A 20,863-nucleotide genomic window follows, 5' to 3' on the forward strand; every position below is an offset into this window, starting at 1 on the left:
GAGCTTTTCCTGGATGGCGATGTGCGTCATGGCCGTCGTCGGCGCGGCTCCATGCCAGTGCTTCTCTCCGGGCGAGAACCAGATCACGTCGCCCGGCCGAATCTCCTCCACCGGACCGCCCCACCGTTGCACGCGGCCGCAGCCCGCCGTCACGATCAGAGTCTGGCCCAACGGATGCGTATGCCATGCCGTCCGTGCTCCCGGCTCGAAGGTTACGCTCGCGCCCTGCACTCGCGCCGGCTCCGGTGCCTGAATCAGAGGATCGATCCGTACCGTACCAGTGAACCACTCTGACGGTCCTGGGGCAGAAGCCTGCGAGCCAACTCTTCTGATTTCCATTTTCCGAACTCCTTCATTTGCGACTTAGTATTCCTTTATCCCGAGCCTGGTATGCCACTCAGCGGCCCACGAGTTTCTGCAATTCCTCGGGATACCGTGTTCCTTGCACAGTGACATTTGATGCAGCGCTCTCCAGCTCGCGGATATCTTCTGCCGCAAGTTCGATACCGGCCGCTCCGAGGTTCTCTTCCAGTCGGTGCAGCTTCGTCGTGCCCGGGATCGGAACGATCCACGGCTTCTGTGCCAGCAGCCATGCCAGCGCGATCTGCGCGGGGGTTGCGTTTTTCTGTTTGGCGAATCGGGCGATCAGTTCGACGACGTTCTGGTTCGCGCCGCGATTTTCGGGCGAGAAGCGGGGGAGCTTGTTGCGGAAATCGTTCTGATCGAATTCCGTGTCCTTGCTGATCGTGCCGGTCAGGAATCCTCTACCGAGCGGGCTGAAGGGGACGAATCCAATGCCTAGTTCTTCGAGAGCGGGAAAGATTTCCGCCTCCGGCTCTCGCCACCAGAGCGAGTATTCGTTCTGCAGGGCGGTTACCGGCTGCACTTTGTGGGCACGGCGAATGGTAATGGGGCCGGCTTCGGAGAGTCCGAAGTGCTTCACCTTGCCCTGCTGGATGAGGTCCTTCACGGTTCCAGCAACGTCTTCGATGGGAACCTTGTCGTCTACGCGATGCTGATAGAAGAGATCGATGTAGTCGGTCCTGAGGCGCTTAAGGGAATCTTCGGCCACTTGCCGGATGTGTTCGGGACGGCTGTTGACGCCGGACTGCTTACCGTCCTCGATGTGAAAACCAAACTTGGTGGCAATCACAACGTCGTTACGAAATGGCGCGAGAGCTTCACCGACGAGTTCTTCGTTGGTGAACGGGCCGTAAACTTCTGCGGTATCGAAGAAGGTCACGCCGCGTTCGACGGCCGCGCGGATCAGGTCGATCCCGGCCTGCTTGTCGACGGGCCGGCCATAACCGGAGCTCAGGCCCATGCAGCCAAGGCCGAGCGCGGAGACTTCAAGATTGCTTCTTCCCAGCTTGCGTTTTTGCATTCGCGCTCCTTTGAATATCCCCAGGTTAGATGTTCGCCACGACGCAGGGTACTGCAAATCGCGCCAGAGTGCATGCAGAACACGACAGACTTAGTTCGAGAGAGCACGGTGCCCATGTCTGACTGCGGCAGATGTGAGACCACGGAAGCGCGGTATTTATCCGCGGAGCTGGCGAGTTACTTGTTGTCGAGAACTTCGCGGACTTTGCGGGCAAGCACGTTTGGCGTGAACGGCTTCTGCAGGAACGCCGTTCCTTCTTCCAGCACGCCCTGGTGAATGATGGCTTCTTCGGTGTATCCGGAGATGAACAGCACCTTCATCTCGAGACGTAGCGGCATCAGGCGACGAGAGAGCTCCGTCCCGGTCATCTGCGCCAGCACGACATCGCTCAGCAGAAGGTGAATCTTGTCCGGATGCTGTTCGCAGGCGAGCAGGGCCTCGCCGCCGTTGCGCGTCTCGAGCACGTGATATCCATTACGCTGCAGCACTTCGCGGACGAGCGCGCGCACGCCATCTTCATCTTCGACGAGGAGAATGGTTTCGGTTCCGCGATAGGAGGGAGTCAGCGCCGGACGCGAGCCGGTCTCGTCGGGTTTGCCTGACGAGACGATCGGAAGATAGATCTTAAAGCTGGTTCCGCGTCCCGGTTCGCTGTAGACCCATATGTATCCGCCGCTCTGCTTGACGATGCCGTAAACGGTGGAAAGACCGAGTCCCGTTCCTTTGCCCAATTCCTTGGTGGTAAAGAATGGCTCGAAGATGTGCGAGACGGTATCGGGGTCCATGCCAACACCGTTATCGGTAACAGCCATCATCGCGTAGTTTCCAGCATGGACTATGGCATGCTCGCGCGCGTAGGTCTCGTCAATGACGTGATTGCTCGTCTCCAGAGTGAGTTTGCCGCCGTGCGGCATTGCGTCGCGCGCATTGACGGCGAGGTTCATGATGACCTGCTCGACCTGTCCGGGATCGGCCTTGACATGGCCGAGGCTGGGATTGAGCGAGACCTGCAACTCGACGTCTTCACCGAGGAGTCTTTGCAGCAGCTTCTGCATGTTCCCGATGACGGTGTTCAGATCGAGTACCTTGGGTTCGAGCACCTGGCGCCGGCTGAAGGCGAGCAACTGGCGGGTGAGGGAAGCGGCTCGCTCGGCTGCGCGGCGGATCTCTTCGACCTCGGCGCGCATTGGATCTTTTTCGGTGACCTCGTTGAGCATCAGCTCGCTGTAACCCTTGATCACGGTCAGCAAGTTGTTGAAGTCGTGCGCGACGCCGCCGGCGAGGCGACCGACAGCTTCCATTTTTTGCGAATGCAGGAGTTGCTCTTCGAGCATGCGGCGCTCGGTAACGTCCTCGGCGATCATCTCGAAGCTCTCGGGCTCGCCGGGATATTTCAGGCCCGCGCGGCCACTGATGCGCACGGTGATGATCTTGCCGTCCTTGCGTTTCCAGCGGGTCTCGACGCCCTCGATGCGCTGCGCGTTCGCGAATTCGTTAACAAGAATCTGCCTCTGCTCGGGATTGGCGTAGAGATCGCGCGCCATGTCCATCGCATACAACTCTTCCGCCGAATCGTAACCGAGCATCTGAACGAGCGCCGGATTGACGTCGAGGAATTTTCCCTGAACGCTGGAGCGATAGAGGCCATAGACGGCGCTCTGCACCTGCGAGCGGTAGCGTTCTTCCGAGCGCCGCAGCGCGTCCTGGCCGCGTCGCTGCACGATCGCGCTCGCGACCTGCTGCGATACGAAGTTCAAGATCTCGGCTTCCTTCAGACCGAAGCGGGATTTTTCCGAGTAGCTCTGGACGACGAGTACGCCGAAAGTTTTGTCGCCCGATTTGAGCGGCACGCCAAGCCAGTCGAGCGAAGGTGCGCCGCGCGAAACGACCTTGCTTTCGACGGCCATCTGCTCGAATTTTTCCGGATCCACCAGCAACGGCGCGCCCGTGCGAAGCACGTACTCGGTCAATCCACCACGCCAGGCCTCGGGAGGCGGAGGAGTTTCATCCTCCTCGTCAACGAAATACGGAGCTTCAATTCGTTCGCCGTCCTCAGAAAGCACGGCGATGTAGAAATTCCCAGCCTCCATGAGTTCGGAGACGATGTTGTGAATCGAGCGGTAGAACTCGTCAAGGTCGGTGGCAGCGCTCGTGAGGCTGGCAATACGGTACAACGCGGATTGAAGCTTTTCCGAACGCTCACGCTCGTCTTCCGCATTCTTGCGCTCTATGAAGAAGCCGATCTGGCTGCCTATGTCCGTCATCGCCTTGAGCAGTTCGAAGTCGGGATAGCGGACGGCGCGACTGAAGAATTCCATGACTCCGACGGTCTGATGCGCGTGCTGTACGGGGACCGCGAAATAGGAGCGCAGACCGGCATTGATGATCTCCGGCCCCGCGCTCTTATCTTCGGCGACGTCTGTTGTCCACATGGCCTCGCCGTTTGCTGCGACGAGACATCCGATGCAATGGTTGCCGGGACAGATTTCGGCTGAAGCGATGGGCGCATCGGCGAAGAATTGAGGGCCCTGCCACTGTGCTTCGAGTCGCAACCGCTTCGTGCCCTCGTCGCGTCGCCACATGCGGCCGAAGTCCCAATCGACGCCCTGGCAGATGGCTTCGAGGAGATGGACGATGGCCTCGTGCAGAGTGGTGGATTGGGCGAGGATGCGGGTGGTCGCGAATTGTGTCTCGCGGTAGCGGGCCGCGCCCTTCTGGTCGGTGATATCGATAGCGACGCCGATTACCCCGATGATTTCGCGCTCGGCGAACAGTGGTTCGAGGTGCGTGTCATACACGCGGCCTGCGAATTCGTATTCGTAGCCGACGGACTCGCCTGCGAGCGCGCGTAGATGGTTGCGAATAGGCGGCAAACTGGCCTCGTGCGACTGGAGGAGATCGAAGATGGAACCCGGTGGAACGCTCGTTTTCATCGCGTCTTGCAATGCACCGACGCCGCCTCCAGAAACGGACGTGAAATTCAATTCGCGGTCGGTCGTCCAGAGAACGATTGGGATCTGGTTGGTAATACGGTCGAACTCGAGGGAGAGATTGCCGGGGGCTTTACGGCGCGGAGAGGTCCTTGTCACCTTCTTGCTTGGTGCGCGCTTTGACGCTTCGCCATGCGATGAGCGTTTGATAGTCCCGCTCCAAATGTCCCCAATTGCGAGTGGGGACGTATCTTATCTTTCGTTTGCGCGTTGCTCAAGCCTACGAAAGCATTAGATCAGGCTTTCACCCCGGACAATGGCCTCGGGGTTCCTGCTCACAAGTAACTCCGCCGCTTCTTCGCCAGCCAATTGCTCCACTGCCGCTCGGCCCTCGGAGAGGATCGGACGGCGGTGTACCGGATCGTGCGAGTCCGTCGCGAGCACATGCACCGCACCCTGCCTCAGCAACCATTGCGCGGTTTTCTTCGGCACGCTACCCCAGAACCCGGTGAACGAATTCGCGGTCACCTGAATCGCGCATCCGATCTCCGCCATCTCGATGATGGTCCCGGGCGTCTGCTGCAGTGTCCGATTGCGTTCCGGATGAGTGATGATGGGGCGCAAGCCGTTGTCGAGAAATTCTTTCAGCATACTGACCATCATGCGCGACATGCCGAAATCGCTGAACTCCACAAGGAAGTAGTTCGTTCTGCCGATGCAGAACTTCGCCGGGTTTTTGCGCAGCGTCATGACGTTGTCGAACGACATATGAACGTCGCATCCGAGCGTCAGTTCTATCGCACCATTCACCCTCTCGCGTAGTTGCGCGAGCACAGCTTCATGGGCCTGCCGGTCGTAGGCGAATTCGTCGTTCGCGTGCGGCGTCGCAACCATGTGCGTAATGCCGTCGGCGGCGGCCATGCGACACATCTCGACCGCGATCTCCCACGATCTGGCGCCGTCATCAACGCCCGGCAAAACGTGACTGTGAATGTCAACCATACGAAACGGCAAACCGGCAAAGGGAAAAACAAAAAAATGAGAGAAGCGAACTCCCCGACCGATTAAATCAAAATCGCCGGTCGAGAATCCATATTTGCGTGCCCTCCTTTACACTCCGCACATTCGTGTGCGACGATTTTCGGTCCTCATATATGTCATTCATCCGAGCCTTCGGGTCTTATCTTCCATCCCGCGTCGTCAAGAACGAAGAGATCGGATGGTTCATCGGGCGTACGCCCGAGTGGATCGTCGGCGTCTCCGGCATCGAGCAGCGCCGGTTTGCCGCCGAATACGAAGACGTCGCGGCGCTCGCAACATGCGCGGGCGAAGCCTGCCTGCGCTCGGACCATATCTCTCCCAAGGACATTGGACTGGTCATCGTCACCAGCGGAACATCTCCACGCAGTTTTCCCGGCCCTGCGGCAACAGTCGCGGAAAAGCTCGGCCTTACCCGCGCAGCCGCTATTGATCTTCCAATGGCCAGTGCGGGGTCGATTTTTGCATTGGCTATGGCCCGGGACCTCGCGCCACGTTACGCCAATGTTTTGGTTATTGGTTCGGAGAAGATGTCAACCGTGGCGCTGCGCCAGCCGATCAACCGGTCATCAGCGGCACTGTTTGGAGATGGCGCCGGCGCGTGCCTGGTGAGCGCGCGAGATGGGTTCCTGGAGATTGTGGATTCGATGCTGCATACGGACGGGACGGGCAGCGAGGATCTGCGGCTGGGATTTGTTTCGCCGCTCGAAATGCGTGGACGAAACGTGATCCGCAATGCCAATAAGAAGCTTCCGGCGGCCATCCGCGAAGTCCTGCACAACAGCGACCTGCACCCCAAAGAAGTCGAGGCCTTCCTCGTCCACCAGGCCAATCAGCACGTGGTCGAATCGGTCGCGCACGCGATCGGCGCCGACAAGGCCAGCTTCCCGCTCAACATCCGCGAGTACGGCAATACGTCATCGGCGTCGATGCTGATCATTGCCGACGAATACTTCCGCGGCCGGACGACCAAACCGGGACACTACTTCGTGTTCGCGGCGTTCGGGGCGGGGTATCACTGGGGAGCGGTGCTGGCTAAGAGCAGGAGAGGGTGATAATTCGCGCCTTCCCGTCCCTGCACCCGCCGAAAACATTTAAAGGTCACTTTGACGCACTCGCGATCGGGGCTGTCCTAATCGCTTTGCGTGGTTTATAGACCCTGCGGTGGAGTTAAAGGAAGAGAACGAACTTACTATCTGGCAGGGGGGAGAACGCACAATGCCGATTGTGGTGAACGTGGACGTGATGCTCGCGAGGAGGAAAATGCGTTTGAACGTTAGAGCGATTGTGCGAAGTGCTGGAGTGTCAGCCCGCCGATCTCCCGAGTTTTGAGAAAAATTCAGAGACGCATATTTACGAGACTGGATGTATGAGAAGAGCACATTTTTCTGAGTAGCGGTTGCGAGTTCACAAGCGTTTCCAGGTGGAATGTCTCCCCGGGTAAAGATGCTTTGGCTCGTCCGATTTCGTTCATGACTGGCAATAAGATTGCAAATGACGTCTGGCATGAAAGCCTCCCCTAGTTCGCGCCCCATTGCGAGAACCCTCGCCAACCTTGGAGTGGCAACGACGGAGATCGACTTTGTGCCGAATGGGCGTTTTATCTACCGACACAACACGGATGGCACCACGGATTCAATCTGCTTGAGCTGCTATCTGACTGCCGCAACCGGATTGACCCCGGATGAACTGACACTACAGGAGTTGTCACACCTGACCGATTGCGTGGGTAATGATTACGCGCACGGGGTAATATCCACCAGCCAGCAGGCGACCGGCAGCCGCTAACGCGAGGCGAGAGCGGCGCAGTTAATTCACTGAGTGGCAAGCGTTCGAATAGGTATATCGACCTAGAATCTGAGAAGACGGCCCGCCTTTCGGCGGGCCTAATCGTCAATGCGAAAATCGTCAACTGTCAATTCGGATTAGGTGTATCTCTCTTTCATAAATTCGCTGATCTTCTCGTACGCCGCCGTGAGCACCGGTTCTTCAGGCAGGAAGACGATGCGCATGTGCCTCGTGCCGGGCACCTGGCCGAAGCCGGAACCGTGCACGACGAGGACGTGTTTCTGACGGAGAAGGTCGCTGACGAAGCTCAGGTCGTCGTCGGGGATGTCGAGCGTCGGGTGGGCGTAGAAGGCGCCCTTCGGCGAGACCAAGGAGACGCGCGGGGTCTTCGATGCCCACTGCGCGGTCAGGTCACGACGGCTGCGGAGTTTCTCGCGGACCACCTTCAGGTGGTCTTGAGGGCCGTCGAGAGCGTGTGCGACGGCCAACTGGAACGGATGCGGCGCCGAGAGTCGGGCGCGCAGCAGTTTGTGGACGCCTTCGAGATATGGGGCCAACAGTTCCTTCGGTCCGGTGGCAATGCCCCAGCCGATGCGCCATCCGGGCACGAGGTAGGCTTTCGATAAGCCATTGAAAGTGATGCAGGGAACGTCGGGCGCGAGGGTTGCGATCGAGATGTGCTTCGCGTCGTCGTCGATGATCAGCTTGTCGTAGATCTCGTCGGCGAAGATCATCAGGTTGTGGCGGCGCGCGATTTCGGCAATCGATTCGAGAGTCGTGCGCGAGTAAACGGCGCCGGTGGGGTTGTTCGGATTAATGAGAAGAATGGCTTTCGTGCGCGCGTTAACCTTGCGCTCGATATCTGCGAGATCCGGCTGCCAGCCATTCGACTCGTCGAGATCGTAGGCATTTGGAGTCGCGCTCAGTTTTGCCAGCACGGCGCCATAGAGTGGATATTCGGGGCTCGGCGTCAGTACGTTGTCACCGGGGTTGACGAGTGCCGTGAGGCAGCTGTCGATGGCCTCGCCGGAGCCGAAGCAGACGAAGATGCTTTGGATGTTCTTGAAGCCGTCCTGCTCGGCGTGGCGGTGGATCGCCTCGACGGCGGGCTTGATGCCCAGCGATTCGGCGTAGCCGTTATAGCCGTCGATCATCGCCTTGTGCACAGCCTCGATCATGTGCGGCGGGGTTTTGAAATCGTACTTGCAGGGGTCGCCGATGTTGAGGTAGAGGATTCTATTGCCCTGTCGAGCTACTTCATCGGCAAGTACCGCGAGGTCGCGAATGGCATAGCGAACGTTTGCCATGCGGTCGGCGGGGAGAACGGCGGAGATTTGTTTTGTAATCATATTTATGAGTCCTGATTCATATTGAGGAACTACCCCACCCTAGCCTAACTGCCCCACCCTAGCCAAAAGCGGGCTAGGATGGGGCACCCAAAAACTCTTAATCCACGCGATCGATCTGGGCCTTCTGCAGCTTGTCGGAGTAGTCGACGTAGACGGCCTTCCACTCGGTGTAGAAATCGAATGCGCCGATGCCGCCTTCGCGGTGACCGTTGCCGGTCTGCTTCACGCCGCCGAAGGGCAGGTGAACCTCTGCGCCGATGGTCGGTGCGTTGATGTAGGTGATACCGGCTTCGAGATCGCGAATCGCTCCGAAGGCACGATTGATGTCCTTGGTATACAGTGCCGACGACAGGCCGTAGGCCACGCCGTTTGCGATTTCGATCGCGTCTTCGAGGTTGTCGCAAGGAATGATCGAGACGACGGGGCCGAAGATTTCTTCCTGCGCGATGCGCATCTTGCGATCGACTTCGGAGAACACGGTCGGCTCCATGAAGAAGCCGTACTGGTAGTCTCCGGAATCCAGGCGGTTGCCGCCGCACATCAGCTTGGCACCTTCGTTCTTGCCGATCTCAACGTAGCTCAGGTCAGTCTCTAACTGCGCCTTGTTGACGGCGGGACCCATCTCGACGGTCTCGTCGAGGCCGTTGCCGACCTTCAGTTTCTTGGCGCGCTCGACGAGGCGATGAACAAACTCGTTATAGACACCTTTCTGCACGATGATGCGGCTGGTGGCTGTGCAGCGCTGTCCGGTGGTGCCGAACGCGCCCCAGAGCGCGCCTTCGAGCGCCAGTTCGAGGTTGGCGTCGTCGAGGACGATCATGGGGTTCTTGCCGCCGAGTTCGAGCGAGCAGCGCTTGAAGGTCTTGGCGCACTCGGCGCCGACGATCTTTCCTACGGCGGTTGAGCCGGTCAGCGAAATCGCGCGGACGTCGGGATGCTCGGTGAGCGGCGTGCCAACCATCGAACCGGTTCCGGAGACGATGTTGATGACGCCTTTGGGCAGGCCAGCATCGACGAGGGCGCGGACGAAGTTAAACGTCGAGAGTGGTGTGTCCTGCGCCGGCTTGATAACGCAGGTGTTGCCGGCGATGATGGCGGGGAAGAGCTTCCAGGATGGGATGGCCATGGGGAAGTTCCACGGGGTGATCATGCCGCAGACACCGATGGGTTGGCGTATGCACATCGCGAATTTGTTGGGGAGTTCGCTTGGCGTTGTGTGACCATACATGCGACGGCCTTCGCCGGCCATGTAGAAGCCGGTATCGATGGCTTCCTGGGTGTCGCCGCGGGTCTCTTTCAGTATCTTGCCCATCTCGCGAGTCATGTCGCGCGAGCACTCTTCTTTGCGCTCCATCAGGATTTGTGAGGCCCGGTAGACCAACTCGGCGCGATGCGGGGCCGGCGTGAGGCTCCACTTCCGGAATGCCCTCTTGGCGGCGTCAACAGCGGCGTCGACGTCTTCTTTGCCGGATTTCTGGAAAATGGCTACGACGTCCCGGGTGTCGGCCGGATTGATGTTTTCGAAGGTCTGGCCGGTGGTGGATTCGACCCACTCGCCATCGATGAAGTTCTTAAAAATGCGCGACTTCCCGACCGGGCTGGTCCCGAGGGAAGAAGTAAGTTCCGAGGTGGCCATCACAGTACGCTCCTCTGATAATTTCGCAACCTTTCAATCGTATGCTTTGGCCCAAGTCGTAGCAAGTGGAGGGGCCGGAAGGTTCTTCGTTCCTCGTTCTTCGGTGGGTCGGGTTGGGCACCAGGTTTTTCGGGAGTCACTGGTAGGACTTGAGCCGCACTTAAGCAGAGGGTGCGATTTCGACGAACGGAGAACCAAGAACGGAAAGGCAGGTTACTCCTAAAGGTCATTGTCCGGAAGAGCCTTATTTGTCATGGTTTAACCCTATTGCTGCCGGGTTTTCCTGTGTTACTCTCCGTAACATCTTCCAGTTACTTCGGAATTAACGTGGCTAAAAGCAGAGGGCGAACCCGAGAAGGCCTGCAGATTTCCTGGACTACTATTACTTATCGCAGTGTCCTCCTTTCCGTGCTTTTCCTTGTTGTCCTGGTTTCCATTGTCGCTTACATCCTGGCTCCTAACACGGTTAAGTCCGTGATGGCACAGGCCGGTAGTTACGTCTCCGAACAACTGGAAAAGATGGGCATCCTCTCCAACGGGAAGAAGGCGGGCGGCATCGGCCCGCAACAGGCGCACTTCACCGCCATCGATGGAACCGTGAAGGTTAAGCGGGCGAACAGCAACACCTGGCAGAACGCCGATTACAGTGTTCCGCTGGAGAAAGGCGACGTCGTCCAGACCGGATCGGAAGGGATCGCGAAGGTCGTCTTCGCCGATGGTACCAGCTACACGGTCAAGCAGGATTCGCTGATTGTCATTGAAGACAACTCTGTTAACGCCAACCAACAGACACAGGTTTCGGTGCAGGTGACGACCGGTACGGTCGATCTTTCGACGGCTACTTTCTCGCAGGGCTCGAGTTCGCAGGTTGTGGTTGCCGGGGCGCGAGCAACGTTCTCCCCCGACACATCCGCACACGTGAAAAACGATCCACGCGGCGATGTGCATGAGATCCAGGTGAACAAAGGTTCCGGCGAAGTCGTGCGCGGGACCGAAACGGTTCGCTTGGGCGACTTCGAGAAGGTCGATTTCAAAAATGATTCGACCACAATGGCGAAGAGCAAGGTCCTGGGGCCGCCAGTGCTGATTGGGCCTGCGAACATGGCGCCGATCTTTACCGGCGGAAAACTCGCAGTGGTGCAATTCACCTGGGCACCGGTCGAGAAGGTCGCCGGGTATCATTTGCGCGTCTCGCGAAATCCATATTTCTCCTCTACCGTGATCGACGAAAAGGTGGCAACGCCGGAGTTGACCGCGGAAATGTCGGAGGGTGCGTATTACTGGTCGGTGCAGTCGCTGGACGAGAAGGGGAACGAGTCGATCGACAGCGAGAAGAACCGCTTCACGGTGATTCCGAAGGGACCGGAATCAGTGACGATTCCGCTGGAGTTGGAGAATTTTATACAACACGGTCACGTGATTGAAGTGCGCGGCAAAACCGAACCGAACGCAAGGGTGATGGTGAACGGGCAGGAGGTTCCGCTGGTCACATCGGATGGCAGCTTCCAGTTCTTGACAGCGCCATTGCCGACCGGCGAGAACATTTTGACGATTACGGCGCAGAACAGCAAGGGCGGCGTAAACACGAAGCAGAAGAAGATCGTGATTCAGTAGGGTGATGGTTCGTGAGGCCTTGGGGAACTAACCCGGCATCAAAAAGCGGGCATTATGCTGAGGCACCCAGGCGGTCTCAGGTTCGGAACGTTTACCAAAAGTGGCAGGTAGCATGGCAATAGTTAGGTATCTGGGCGTTGTAAAAGTAGTAATATCAATGCGAGCGTGCCCGCGGAGTTAGCCTTCCGGTCCTGCCCGCATCGTCCTTGGAATATTAACCAGACGTACCAGGGCCTTCGGTGTATCGGGTCTGGTCTGTAAGTGTGAGATAAACAGAGTAGCGGGTTCGAGGCTCAAGTTCAGAAGTACACATAGATAAGAAAAAGAGAGAAAGCCGCAGCAATGTCATCGAATGGATTCCATAGCAGTTCGCGTTGGTCGAATCTTCGGTCTCTCTTCAGCATGTTTTCCAGCGATCTTGCCATCGACCTTGGCACCGCGAACACGCTGGTTTACGCAAGAGGTAAGGGCATCGTAGTTAACGAACCTTCCATCGTCGCGATCAACAAGAACACAGCTGAAGTAGAAGCGGTCGGCAAGGAAGCGAAAGAGATGCTGGGCCGCACACCGGGCAACATCGTCGCCATCAAGCCAATGAAGGACGGCGTGATCGCCGACTTCAAGGTGACGGAGAAGATGTTGAACTACTTCATTCAGAAGGCGCACAACCGCAAGATGCTGGTGCATCCGCGCATTGTGATCGGCGTGCCCTCTGAGATTACGCAGGTGGAAAAGCGCGCCGTCGAGGACTCGGCGTATCGCGCCAAGGCCAGCGAGGTTTACCTGGTGGAGCAGGCCATGGTGGCCGCCATCGGCGCTGGGCTGCCGATCCAGGAGCCCGGCGGCAACATGGTGGTGGACATCGGCGGCGGCACCACGGATATCGCCGTCATCTCGCTCTCGGGCATTGTGTATTCGCGTTCGGTGCGCATGGCCGGCAACCAGATGGACGAGGCCATTACCAACTACCTCAAGCGCAAGTACAACCTGCTGATTGGCGAGCGCACCGCAGAGCAGATCAAGATCGAGATCGGGTCAGCCTATCCGCTGGACAAGCCTCTGACCATGGAGATCAAGGGGCGCAACCTGATTGAAGGCGTGCCCAAGACCATCAGCATCGACGACAGCGAAATCCGCGAGTCGCTGGGCGAATGCATTGCGGTCATCATGAACGCGATTCGCGTGGCGCTGGAGCGCACACCGCCGGAACTGTCTGCCGACATCAGCGATCGCGGCATTGTGCTGACGGGCGGCGGCGCGCTGATCAAGAATCTGGACAAGCGCATCCGCGAAGAGACCGGGCTGCCCGTTTCCGTGGCCGATGATCCGCTGGCCAGCGTGGTGCTGGGCACGGGCAAGATGCTGTCTGACTTCCGACTGCTGCGCAAGATCAAGATCGACTAACAGGGGTCAGGGTTCAGAGATCAGGGATCAGGCGTTTGGGGTCCGTGTCTGCTGATTTCTGAACCCTGAGCCCAAACCGCGATGGAATCCTTCTTCGTCCGCTACCGGAATCTCGTAGTGCTGCTGGCAATGCTGGTGGCGCAAATCCTCGGTCTGGCCATGCAGGTGCACCAGACTGACAGCGGACGCATGAGCATGGATCGGCACGATGGAAGCGGGGTCAGGCTGATACGGCTGTGGGCCAATGCGCTGGTTTCGCCGCCGGAGCGGGCCTTTCACGCGACCAGCCAGGGCATCACAGACCTGTGGCAGAACTACATTGACCTGCGCCACGTGCGCGAGCAGAACCAGCAACTCGAGCAGACCATTGGCCGGCTGCGGCTGGAGCAGGCGGCGCTGCTGGCAGATGCGCGGCAAGGCCAGCGCCTGCAGGGACTGCTGCACTTTCAGGAAAAGTATATTTACAAAACACTGGCGGCGCAGATTATCGGCACCAGCGGCAGCGCGCAGTCGCACGTGGTGTACCTGGACAAGGGCGCGGCGGACGGCCTGCAGCGCGACATGGCGGTGATTACGCCGGACGGGATTGTGGGCAAGGTGCGCGATGTGTTTCCCCATTCGGCGCAAGTGCTGCTGATTAACGACCAGACCAGCGGCGCGGGCGTGATTCTGGAGACAACACGCATCCGCGGCATTTTGCGCGGCAACGCGGCGGGCCAGCCGCAGGTTGTGGACATCATGGAGGATAGCCGCATCAAGCCGGGCGAGAAGGTGCTGACGGCAGGCGGCGACGAGATTTTCCCGCGCGGGCTTCCAGTGGGCGTAGTGGAGAAAGTGGTGCCGGACCCGGAGCACGATTCCTACATCCATGTGATTGTGAAGCCTGCCGTGGCGCTGGACAGGCTGGACGAGGTGCTGGTGATTACTTCGACTGAGCCGCGCTTCCCTGCCGAACAGCAGCAGGATATGGCCACCAGCGAAGCAGAGAAGGGCGCTGAGGTAGAGGCGGCGAACGCGCAGAAGAAGGCCTCAGAGATTATGGCCGAACGCCTGCCGGGACTGATTGACCCCAACCTGCCCCCGGATCAGCAGCCGCTACTCGACAGCACGCCGCCGGTTCCCGTGGCGCACACGCCACTACCCTTGCATCCGGACCGGTTTTCGCCGGGAGCCGCGCCGGGCCAGCCAGAGGGCGCAACCCCCGGATCTGGAAGTAGCGCAGGAACAACAACCAGCCCGCGCCCGGACGCTCCGCAGCGGAGGAATCCCTGAGCATGCCTGTGCTGATGGCCAACACCCGCCGCGACGTGGAGGTGCACCGCTTTCCAGTGCTGCTGTACGCGCTGGTGCCGCTGGTGGCGCTGGTACTGCAGGCCTGGCTGCCGCGCGTGCTGGGCAGGTTTGCCTGGTTTGATCTGCCCCTGGTGGTCACGGTGTATTTTGCCCTGGGCAGGCACAGTCCCATCCAGGGAACGCTCATGGGCGGTGCGCTGGGCCTCTTCGAGGACGCGCTGACGCAGCATGCCATCGGCCTCAACGGCATAGCCAAGACGGTGGTGGGCTTTCTGGCGGCGTCTGTGGGGGTGCGGATTGACGTGGAAAACCACACCATCCGCGTCATGCTCACCTTCCTGCTGTCGTTGCTGTCAAGCGCCTTGTATATCTTTGAGTTCCAGGTTCTGCTGGGGTTGACTCTGGAATGGACGTGGCTGGCCGAGCTGTCCCGGGCGCTGGGCAACACGGTGATTGCACTGGTGATGTTTCCCCTGCTCGACCGGTTCAAGATAAGCGATTGAAGGCGGCGAGCCGTCCTTCTTTCAAGCGGGCAGGCGGGTGCTGGCAGAGCGCGGATTTCATTGCAGGACGCGGTATCCTGAGACAAGCAGGCAGATGGTTTTCGACAGGGTCACACGAGGCGAAAAGCTCTCCGGTGCAAAGCTGACGGCGGTACAGTACGGCATTCTGCTGATGATGCTGGCGCTGGCGGCGGGGCTGTGGCGGCTGCAGGTGCTGGGCGCTGACAATTTTCGCGTGCTGGCTGAGCAGAACCGCATTCGCAAAGTGCCGATTCTTGCCGGCCGCGGCAAGCTGTTTGACCGGGAAAACCGCCTGATTGTGGACAACTACCCGTCCATCTCGTGCTTTCTGGTGCGCGAACAGAGCCACACGGTCGATGCCGACCTGCCTTTGATTGCGCGGGGACTGCACCTGGACCTGGAGCAGTTGCGCGCCACGCTGCACCGCTATCGCAAATCGCCGGGCTATCAGCCCATCCCCATCAAGCAGGACGTCACCGCCGACGAGCAGGCCTTCATCGAAGCGCACCGCAACGAGCTGCCAGAGCTGGAGACCATCGACGAGGAGCGCAGGCTCTATCCGCGCGACGGCTTTGCGGCGCACCTGATCGGCTATGTGGGCGAGGTGAGCGAGGAGATGCTGAACGATCCGCGCTATGCCGCCTATGAGCCGGGCGACGTGGTGGGCAAGGCGGGCGTGGAAGAAAGCTATGACCAGCTGCTGCGGGGGCAGGACGGCTCGCGGGACGTGATTGTGGACAGCCGCGGCCGCGAGGCGGGCTATCTGCGAACCCAGCACGCCATCCCCGGAAAGGATTTGCGGCTGACCATCGACAACGACCTGCAGCGCGCCGCGGAGCTGGCGCTGGGGGACCGGGACGGGGCGATTGTAGCCATGGACCCGCGCAATGGGGAGATCCTGGCCATGGTGTCGCGGCCCAGCTTTGACCCGAACGCCTTTGCCGTGCGCATTGACCGCTCGGCATGGAACAAGCTGGTCACCGACCCCTCTCACCCGCTGATGAACAAGGCCATTCAGGCGCAGTTGGCGCCGGGGTCCACGTTCAAGATCCTGATGTCCGTGGCTGGACTGCAGGAGGGCATCGCGCAGAACCTGCATGTCTACTGCAACGGCGGCGCCGACTTCTATGGCCACTACTACCATTGCGACGCAAAGCACGGTGCGGTGGACATCCACAACGCGATCCCCGACTCCTGCGACACGTTTTATTACACGCTGGCTGACAAGCTGGGTATTGATCGCATCGCCGCCTACGCCCAGCGGTTTGGATTCGGGCAGAAGACGGGCATCGACCTGCCGGGCGAACAGCCGGGCCTGATGCCCTCGCCGCAGTGGCTGATGAGGAACTACCACCGCAGATGGTACGCGGGCGAAACCATCTCTGTAGGCATCGGGCAGGGCGCGATTGAGGCCACACCGCTGCAGCTGGCCCGCATCATCAGCGGCATCGCTTCGGATGGACACATGGTGCGCCCGCATGTGGTGTTCCCGGACGAGCTTCCGGCCGACTTTCGCCATGCGCTGCTGGACAGCTTTCCCGGCTCGGGCGAGGCGAACATTCCCATTCCGCCCGAGGATTGGATGACGATTACGGACGGCATGGCCCAGGTGACGGAGCCGGGAGCGTTCCATACGGCCGGATCGGCGCATCTGGACGGCATCGACCTGGCAGGCAAGACGGGCACGGCGCAGGTGGTGGGCCATGACACCCTGAGCCACATGGCCAAGACCCGGTTGACGTTCCCCAACGCGTGGTTCGTGGGCGTCACGCCACGCCGCAACCCGGAGCTGGTGGTGGCCGTGTTGTGGCAGAACGGCGAGTTCAGCTACTACCCGGCGCGCATCGGCGCCAAGGTGGTAGCGGCTTACGTGGAGAAGCAGCGGCGGCTGGCGCATAACCTGCCGCAGAGCAAGACACCGCCGCCGCCGGCGGAGGTGGGCGCGGTCTGGTCCGTGCCGGACCCGCGCAACGGCGGCAGGACTCAACGCGTACGGGGCGGACACTTCTTTGTGAATCCGGGGCCGGGTTCCCTGCCTGCATCGAGCCCCGCGGTAGCCCGCAATGGGCACATGCAGAGCCCTGCCCCTGAACCGCATCGGTCGCCCGGCCCGGCACAGCTCGGCTTGGCACTGCCCGAGCTGCCCTGGAAGAAGCCATGAGCCAGATGCGGCGTTTCCTCAGCTTTCGCGACTTTGACTGGGCCCTGCTGGGCATGGTGATGCTGCTGTGCACTCTGTCGGTGTTTGAAATCTACTCCGCCACGCTGCACACCAAGTACACGGGCTTCCATACCAAGCAGATCTTCTGGATCGCGGGCGGGCTCGCGGCTATGTTCCTGTTCTCCAGGATTGACTACCACCGGCTGCTGGACTGGGTTCCGTGGGCGTATGGATTCTGCCTGGTTTCGCTGGCGGCGGTGCTGGTGCCGGGCATCGGGCACAAGGCCCTGGGTGCGCGGCGCTGGATCAAGCTGGGGCCGCTGCTCTTTCAGCCGTCGGAATGGGTAAAAGTCGTGCTGGTACTGGCAGTGGCGCGCTACTTTGCCAACCTGGGCGCGCGAAGCCTGACGTGGAAAGACATCTTCAAGGCCTTTGCGCTGGTGGGCATGCCCATGCTGCTGGTGCTGAAGCAGCCCGACCTGGGCACGACGCTGACCTACGCGCCAATTCTGGTGGCAGGGCTATTCCTGGGAGGCATCAACCTGCGGCAGTCGCTGATTCTGGTGACGGCCGGGCTGGTGCTTGTGGCAGGTGCGTGGTCCAGTGGCAAGGTGCTGAAGCCTTACCAGAAGGCGCGACTCACCAGCTTCATCAACCCTGAAAACGACCCCCGGGGCAGCGGCTACCAGATTCGCCAGTCGCTGATTGCGGTGGGCTCGGGCGGCATCTGGGGCAAAGGCGCGGAGAAGGGAACGCAGACGCAGGGGGACTTTCTGCCGATCCCGCACGCGGACTTCATCTTTGCGGCCTTCGGTGAGGAGCACGGCTTTGCAGGCGCGGTTTTTGTCCTGCTGCTATACTTCCTTATATTGATGCGTTTGATTCAAAACGCTCAAACAGCCGCAGACCTGCCCGGGTCCCTGATTATTATGGGAATCGTGGCTGTGTTGACCTTCCAGATTGCGGTCAACGTGGGCATGGTCATCGGGTTTATGCCCGTCACCGGAATCCCTTTACCGTTAATGAGTTACGGTGGATCTTCGGTGTTGTTTACCTTCCTGGCGCTGGGTGTGGCGATGAACGTGCGCATGCGCCGGTTTGTAAACTGAGGGTCCCGGTCCAAAGGGGGCGGGGACAGAAGAAGCACAGGTTCAGCTCTTGTGCGCCACCGGGGTTTCCTGGACCACAAGAGGAGCATTTTCAAGCAGATAGCCGGTCGGTATCCGATGGAGCCGAGCCCGGCAGGATTGAGTTCATGAGCACGCAGAGACGGGAAGACCGTTGGCAGCGTACAACTTGCACGGCATGCGCGAGAGCATCCGGGGGCTCCGGCGAGAGGTATTGGTCGCGGGAGTGGAATGCAGTGGGGCACCGAGACCCCTTCCCTGGCCCGCAATCACGCCGCGCAGACGCCACCGGTGGAACGGCCCCGCCTGGAATCCAGGCACGGTTGGCCACAAACTCTCTGCAATCGGATTCCTTTTTCGGACAGCTTGTTCAGCAGGACATCCGCAGTGGTTTGCCGCCCGCCAGGGCGCGCAGCCGTGCGGTTACCGGCCTACCAGCGACGCGCAGGTCATCCCTTTTGCCCATCTCCATCCCGCCCGGCTTCGACTCGCTCCATCTGACCCCGCCGCAGGCCCCGGCAGGCAAACGCCACCGGGCGGAAAGGCAAGATGGCAAAAGAGATTTGTATTTCCAGCACGCCGCATGAGACGCGGCTTGCAATTCTTGAAGACGATCAACTCGCGGAAATCTATTACGAACGCGAGAATGAATACACCCTGGCAGGCTCCATTTACAACGGTCGCGTGACGCGCGTGCTCCCCGGCATGCAGTCAGCCTTTGTAGATCTCGGCCTCGAACGGGACGCCTTCCTGTACGTAACCGACTTCATGGAACTCGAGGACTCGGAAGAGACCGACGAGCTAGAGAAAGCCGCCGCCAGCGGAGCTAACCAGCCGCCACGCGAAATTCGGCACAGCAACGGAGACGGAGCCAATCGCGGGGGCGGTCAGCGTCAGGAAAATCAGCCGCGCGAGCGCCGGCCAGCCCCAGTTGAAGAAGTCAGTCAACCAGCTACCCAGGCAGCGGAGATATCCTTTGCACCACCTGAGACTGAATCCGGCGAACAGCAGGATCAGGGACCGGGGGGTTCGCGCCGTTGGCGTGGCCGCCGGCATCGCCGTGGAGCTCGCGGCCAGGGACAAGGTGACGAAGCTCGCCAGAGCCCTGAACCTCGCATTCACTCGATTGAAGCGGTATCCGATGAACCGGAGATTGCTCATCAAGTGCACGTTTCAGAACAGCGTGCCGACGAACCCGCGCCAAGAGCAGCTTCGGCCACCCCCGTTCCGTTCGTATTGCCCGGCGAATCGCTTTCAAAGTATGGCGGTACCTCCGCAGAGGAAGAGAGCAAGCCTGCCGTGCAGGCACCGGCTCGCGCGGGGAGCTTTTCAAAACCCTCCACGCTGATTGAAGCGCCGCTTGAGTGGGATGGCAGCGGCCTGCTGCCTGGCGAATCGCTTTCGAAGCACCGCGCGCGCCAGACCGAGCCTGAAGCTGAGGCCGAGACTGCCGAGAATTCGCCGGTCGAATATGCAGCGGAAGTTACCCCGGCTCATGCTCAGGAATTTGTCGAAGAGACTGAGGAGTTCGAGCTCGATCCGCACGAAGCGGCGCCCGAGTTTGAAGAGAGTATGACGGAGGAAACCTCCGCCGACGATATCGATGAGGTTGTCGAGCACGTTCTCTTACCAGAGTCAGCTACCGAACCTTCTGCCGATATCGCCACTGAAGTTGCCCGGGCGGGCGAGACGATCGCCGAGGATGCGGCTCCGGTGGAGACGGCCGCTTCGGGACATGCAGCTATCGAATCCGAGGAAACCGAAGACGGTTCGGCGTCGCACAAGATAGACCCGATGCCACCCTCAAGCTTCCGCTTGTTCGGTTTCGGCAAGAAGGACAAAAAGAACGAGGAGCCGGCCTCCAAGACCGCCGAAACTCCAGTGAAGTCCGTTTCAGCCTACGCGCCCGGAGCGGGCCTGATTGAAGAAGAAGTTATCGAGGGCGAAGAGTTCGATCCGCTTCATCACTCGCGGCACCACAAGAACGACGCTAACGATCTCGACGATTACGAAGAAGAAACGCTCGCCACGCAGGTTCGCTCAGGTGAACTGGGCGAAATGCTGCAGGAAGCGCACCTCGATCACCGCATTCAACTCAACTTCGACGAGAAGAGCACTGAGAACGAGGTCTTTGAGGAAGAAGAAGACGAAAACGGTGAAGGCGCGGCGCCCAGCGCTGACGGTTCAGGCCAGCAACGCCGCGAACGGGGTGGACGCGGCCGCCGCGGTGGACGTGGCGGCGGACAGCAGCGTAGCGACCAACGGCGCGGTGGTCCCCCGCGCCGCTCGATGCAGACAACGGATCTGCCGGTGATCAGCGACCTGCTGAAGCCGGGCCAGGAGATTCTGGTTCAGATTGCCAAGGAGCCCATCGCCAAAAAGGGTGCGCGCATTACTTCGCATATTGCCCTGCCCGGCCGGTTCCTGGTGTTTATGCCAACCGTCACGCACATCGGCGTCAGCCGGAAGATCGCCTCTGACGAGGAACGCCACAGGCTTAAGCGGGTTCTGATGCACGAGCGCGGCGAGTCCTCAGGCGGATTTATCGTGCGGACTGCGGCAGAGGGCGCATCGGAAGAAGACCTGCGCGCCGATCTGCGCTTCCTGATGAACCT

General features: G+C 60.1%; 15 protein-coding genes and 1 pseudogene. 10 read left to right on the forward strand and 6 right to left on the reverse strand.

The annotated features are described in order from the left end of the window. The 4 genes from ROO76_09060 to ROO76_09075 all read right to left on the reverse strand — a co-directional run. A partial coding sequence (locus tag ROO76_09060) for a cupin domain-containing protein (GenBank protein MDT8068300.1) occupies nt 1-339 on the reverse strand: 339 nt, incomplete at its 3' end. 58 nt (nt 340-397) lie between these two features. Beyond that, nucleotides 398-1,384, reverse strand: a complete 987-nt coding sequence (locus ROO76_09065) for an aldo/keto reductase (protein ID MDT8068301.1) — start codon at nt 1,382-1,384, stop codon at nt 398-400. Between the two features lie 176 nt (nt 1,385-1,560). Beyond that, the gene (locus tag ROO76_09070; GenBank protein ID MDT8068302.1) at nt 1,561-4,473 is read right to left on the reverse strand and encodes a GAF domain-containing protein; all 2,913 of its coding nucleotides are present in this window, start codon (nt 4,471-4,473) and stop codon (nt 1,561-1,563) included. A 132-nt stretch (nt 4,474-4,605) separates the two neighbouring features. Then, nucleotides 4,606-5,316 carry a CpsB/CapC family capsule biosynthesis tyrosine phosphatase gene (locus ROO76_09075; GenBank protein MDT8068303.1) on the reverse strand — a complete coding sequence of 237 codons (711 nt, stop codon included), beginning with the start codon at nt 5,314-5,316 and terminating at the stop codon, nt 4,606-4,608. A 152-nt stretch (nt 5,317-5,468) separates the two neighbouring features. Here ROO76_09075 and ROO76_09080 point away from each other — a divergent pair, with 152 nt between their 5' ends. The 3 genes and pseudogenes from ROO76_09080 (at nt 5,469) to ROO76_09090 (ending at nt 7,140) form a co-directional block, all read left to right on the forward strand. After that, nucleotides 5,469-6,407 carry a 3-oxoacyl-[acyl-carrier-protein] synthase III C-terminal domain-containing protein gene (locus tag ROO76_09080; GenBank protein MDT8068304.1) on the forward strand — a complete coding sequence of 313 codons (939 nt, stop codon included), beginning with the start codon at nt 5,469-5,471 and terminating at the stop codon, nt 6,405-6,407. Nucleotides 6,408-6,570: 163 nt separating this feature from the next. Continuing rightward, a pseudogene (locus ROO76_09085) lies at nt 6,571-6,748 on the forward strand (helix-turn-helix domain-containing protein). Nucleotides 6,749-6,858: 110 nt separating this feature from the next. After that, a complete protein-coding gene (locus ROO76_09090; GenBank protein ID MDT8068305.1) occupies nt 6,859-7,140 on the forward strand; it encodes a hypothetical protein in 282 nt (93 codons plus the stop codon). A gap of 137 nt (nt 7,141-7,277) precedes the next feature. Here the strand turns inward: ROO76_09090 and ROO76_09095 are convergent, their stop codons facing one another. Together ROO76_09095 and ROO76_09100 are read right to left on the reverse strand one after the other, a co-directional pair. After that, nucleotides 7,278-8,489, reverse strand: coding sequence for an aminotransferase class I/II-fold pyridoxal phosphate-dependent enzyme (locus tag ROO76_09095; protein MDT8068306.1), 1,212 nt, complete (start codon nt 8,487-8,489; stop codon nt 7,278-7,280). 97 nt (nt 8,490-8,586) lie between these two features. Next, nucleotides 8,587-10,125, reverse strand: a complete 1,539-nt coding sequence (locus ROO76_09100; protein ID MDT8068307.1) for an aldehyde dehydrogenase family protein — start codon at nt 10,123-10,125, stop codon at nt 8,587-8,589. 327 nt (nt 10,126-10,452) lie between these two features. Between ROO76_09100 and ROO76_09105 the strand changes: the two genes are divergently transcribed. From ROO76_09105 to ROO76_09135, 7 genes are all read left to right on the forward strand, one after another. After that, the gene (locus tag ROO76_09105) at nt 10,453-11,739 is read left to right on the forward strand and encodes a hypothetical protein (GenBank protein ID MDT8068308.1); all 1,287 of its coding nucleotides are present in this window, start codon (nt 10,453-10,455) and stop codon (nt 11,737-11,739) included. 342 nt (nt 11,740-12,081) lie between these two features. Then, nucleotides 12,082-13,143: a rod shape-determining protein gene (locus ROO76_09110; protein ID MDT8068309.1), complete on the forward strand. Its 1,062-nt coding sequence runs from the start codon at nt 12,082-12,084 to the stop codon at nt 13,141-13,143. 81 nt (nt 13,144-13,224) lie between these two features. After that, nucleotides 13,225-14,415 carry a rod shape-determining protein MreC gene (mreC, locus tag ROO76_09115; GenBank protein ID MDT8068310.1) on the forward strand — a complete coding sequence of 397 codons (1,191 nt, stop codon included), beginning with the start codon at nt 13,225-13,227 and terminating at the stop codon, nt 14,413-14,415. Between the two features lie 2 nt (nt 14,416-14,417). Beyond that, nucleotides 14,418-14,939, forward strand: coding sequence for a rod shape-determining protein MreD (gene mreD, locus ROO76_09120; protein MDT8068311.1), 522 nt, complete (start codon nt 14,418-14,420; stop codon nt 14,937-14,939). 94 nt (nt 14,940-15,033) lie between these two features. After that, nucleotides 15,034-17,121, forward strand: a complete 2,088-nt coding sequence (gene mrdA, locus ROO76_09125) for a penicillin-binding protein 2 (GenBank protein MDT8068312.1) — start codon at nt 15,034-15,036, stop codon at nt 17,119-17,121. A gap of 5 nt (nt 17,122-17,126) precedes the next feature. Further along, nucleotides 17,127-18,230 carry a rod shape-determining protein RodA gene (rodA, locus tag ROO76_09130; protein MDT8068313.1) on the forward strand — a complete coding sequence of 368 codons (1,104 nt, stop codon included), beginning with the start codon at nt 17,127-17,129 and terminating at the stop codon, nt 18,228-18,230. Between the two features lie 567 nt (nt 18,231-18,797). Further along, a partial coding sequence (locus ROO76_09135; protein ID MDT8068314.1) for a ribonuclease E/G occupies nt 18,798-20,863 on the forward strand: 2,066 nt, incomplete at its 3' end.

Source organism: Terriglobia bacterium, from assembly GCA_032252755.1.
Classification (GTDB): Bacteria; Acidobacteriota; Terriglobia; order Terriglobales; family Acidobacteriaceae; genus JAVUPY01.

Bases quoted from the DNA above. Each gene is read 5' to 3' on its own strand.
- mreC (MDT8068310.1), top strand. From the start codon at position 13,225: ATGGAATCCTTCTTCGTCCGCTACCGGAATCTCGTAGTGCTGCTGGCA.
- ROO76_09110 (MDT8068309.1), top strand. From the start codon at position 12,082: ATGTCATCGAATGGATTCCATAGCAGTTCGCGTTGGTCGAATCTTCGG.
- ROO76_09080 (MDT8068304.1), top strand. From the start codon at position 5,469: ATGTCATTCATCCGAGCCTTCGGGTCTTATCTTCCATCCCGCGTCGTC.
- ROO76_09100 (MDT8068307.1), bottom strand. From the start codon at position 10,125: ATGGCCACCTCGGAACTTACTTCTTCCCTCGGGACCAGCCCGGTCGGG.
- ROO76_09075 (MDT8068303.1), bottom strand. From the start codon at position 5,316: ATGGTTGACATTCACAGTCACGTTTTGCCGGGCGTTGATGACGGCGCC.
- ROO76_09090 (MDT8068305.1), top strand. From the start codon at position 6,859: ATGAAAGCCTCCCCTAGTTCGCGCCCCATTGCGAGAACCCTCGCCAAC.
- rodA (MDT8068313.1), top strand. From the start codon at position 17,127: ATGCGGCGTTTCCTCAGCTTTCGCGACTTTGACTGGGCCCTGCTGGGC.
- ROO76_09065 (MDT8068301.1), bottom strand. From the start codon at position 1,384: ATGCAAAAACGCAAGCTGGGAAGAAGCAATCTTGAAGTCTCCGCGCTC.
- mreD (MDT8068311.1), top strand. From the start codon at position 14,418: ATGCCTGTGCTGATGGCCAACACCCGCCGCGACGTGGAGGTGCACCGC.
- mrdA (MDT8068312.1), top strand. From the start codon at position 15,034: ATGGTTTTCGACAGGGTCACACGAGGCGAAAAGCTCTCCGGTGCAAAG.
- ROO76_09095 (MDT8068306.1), bottom strand. From the start codon at position 8,489: ATGATTACAAAACAAATCTCCGCCGTTCTCCCCGCCGACCGCATGGCA.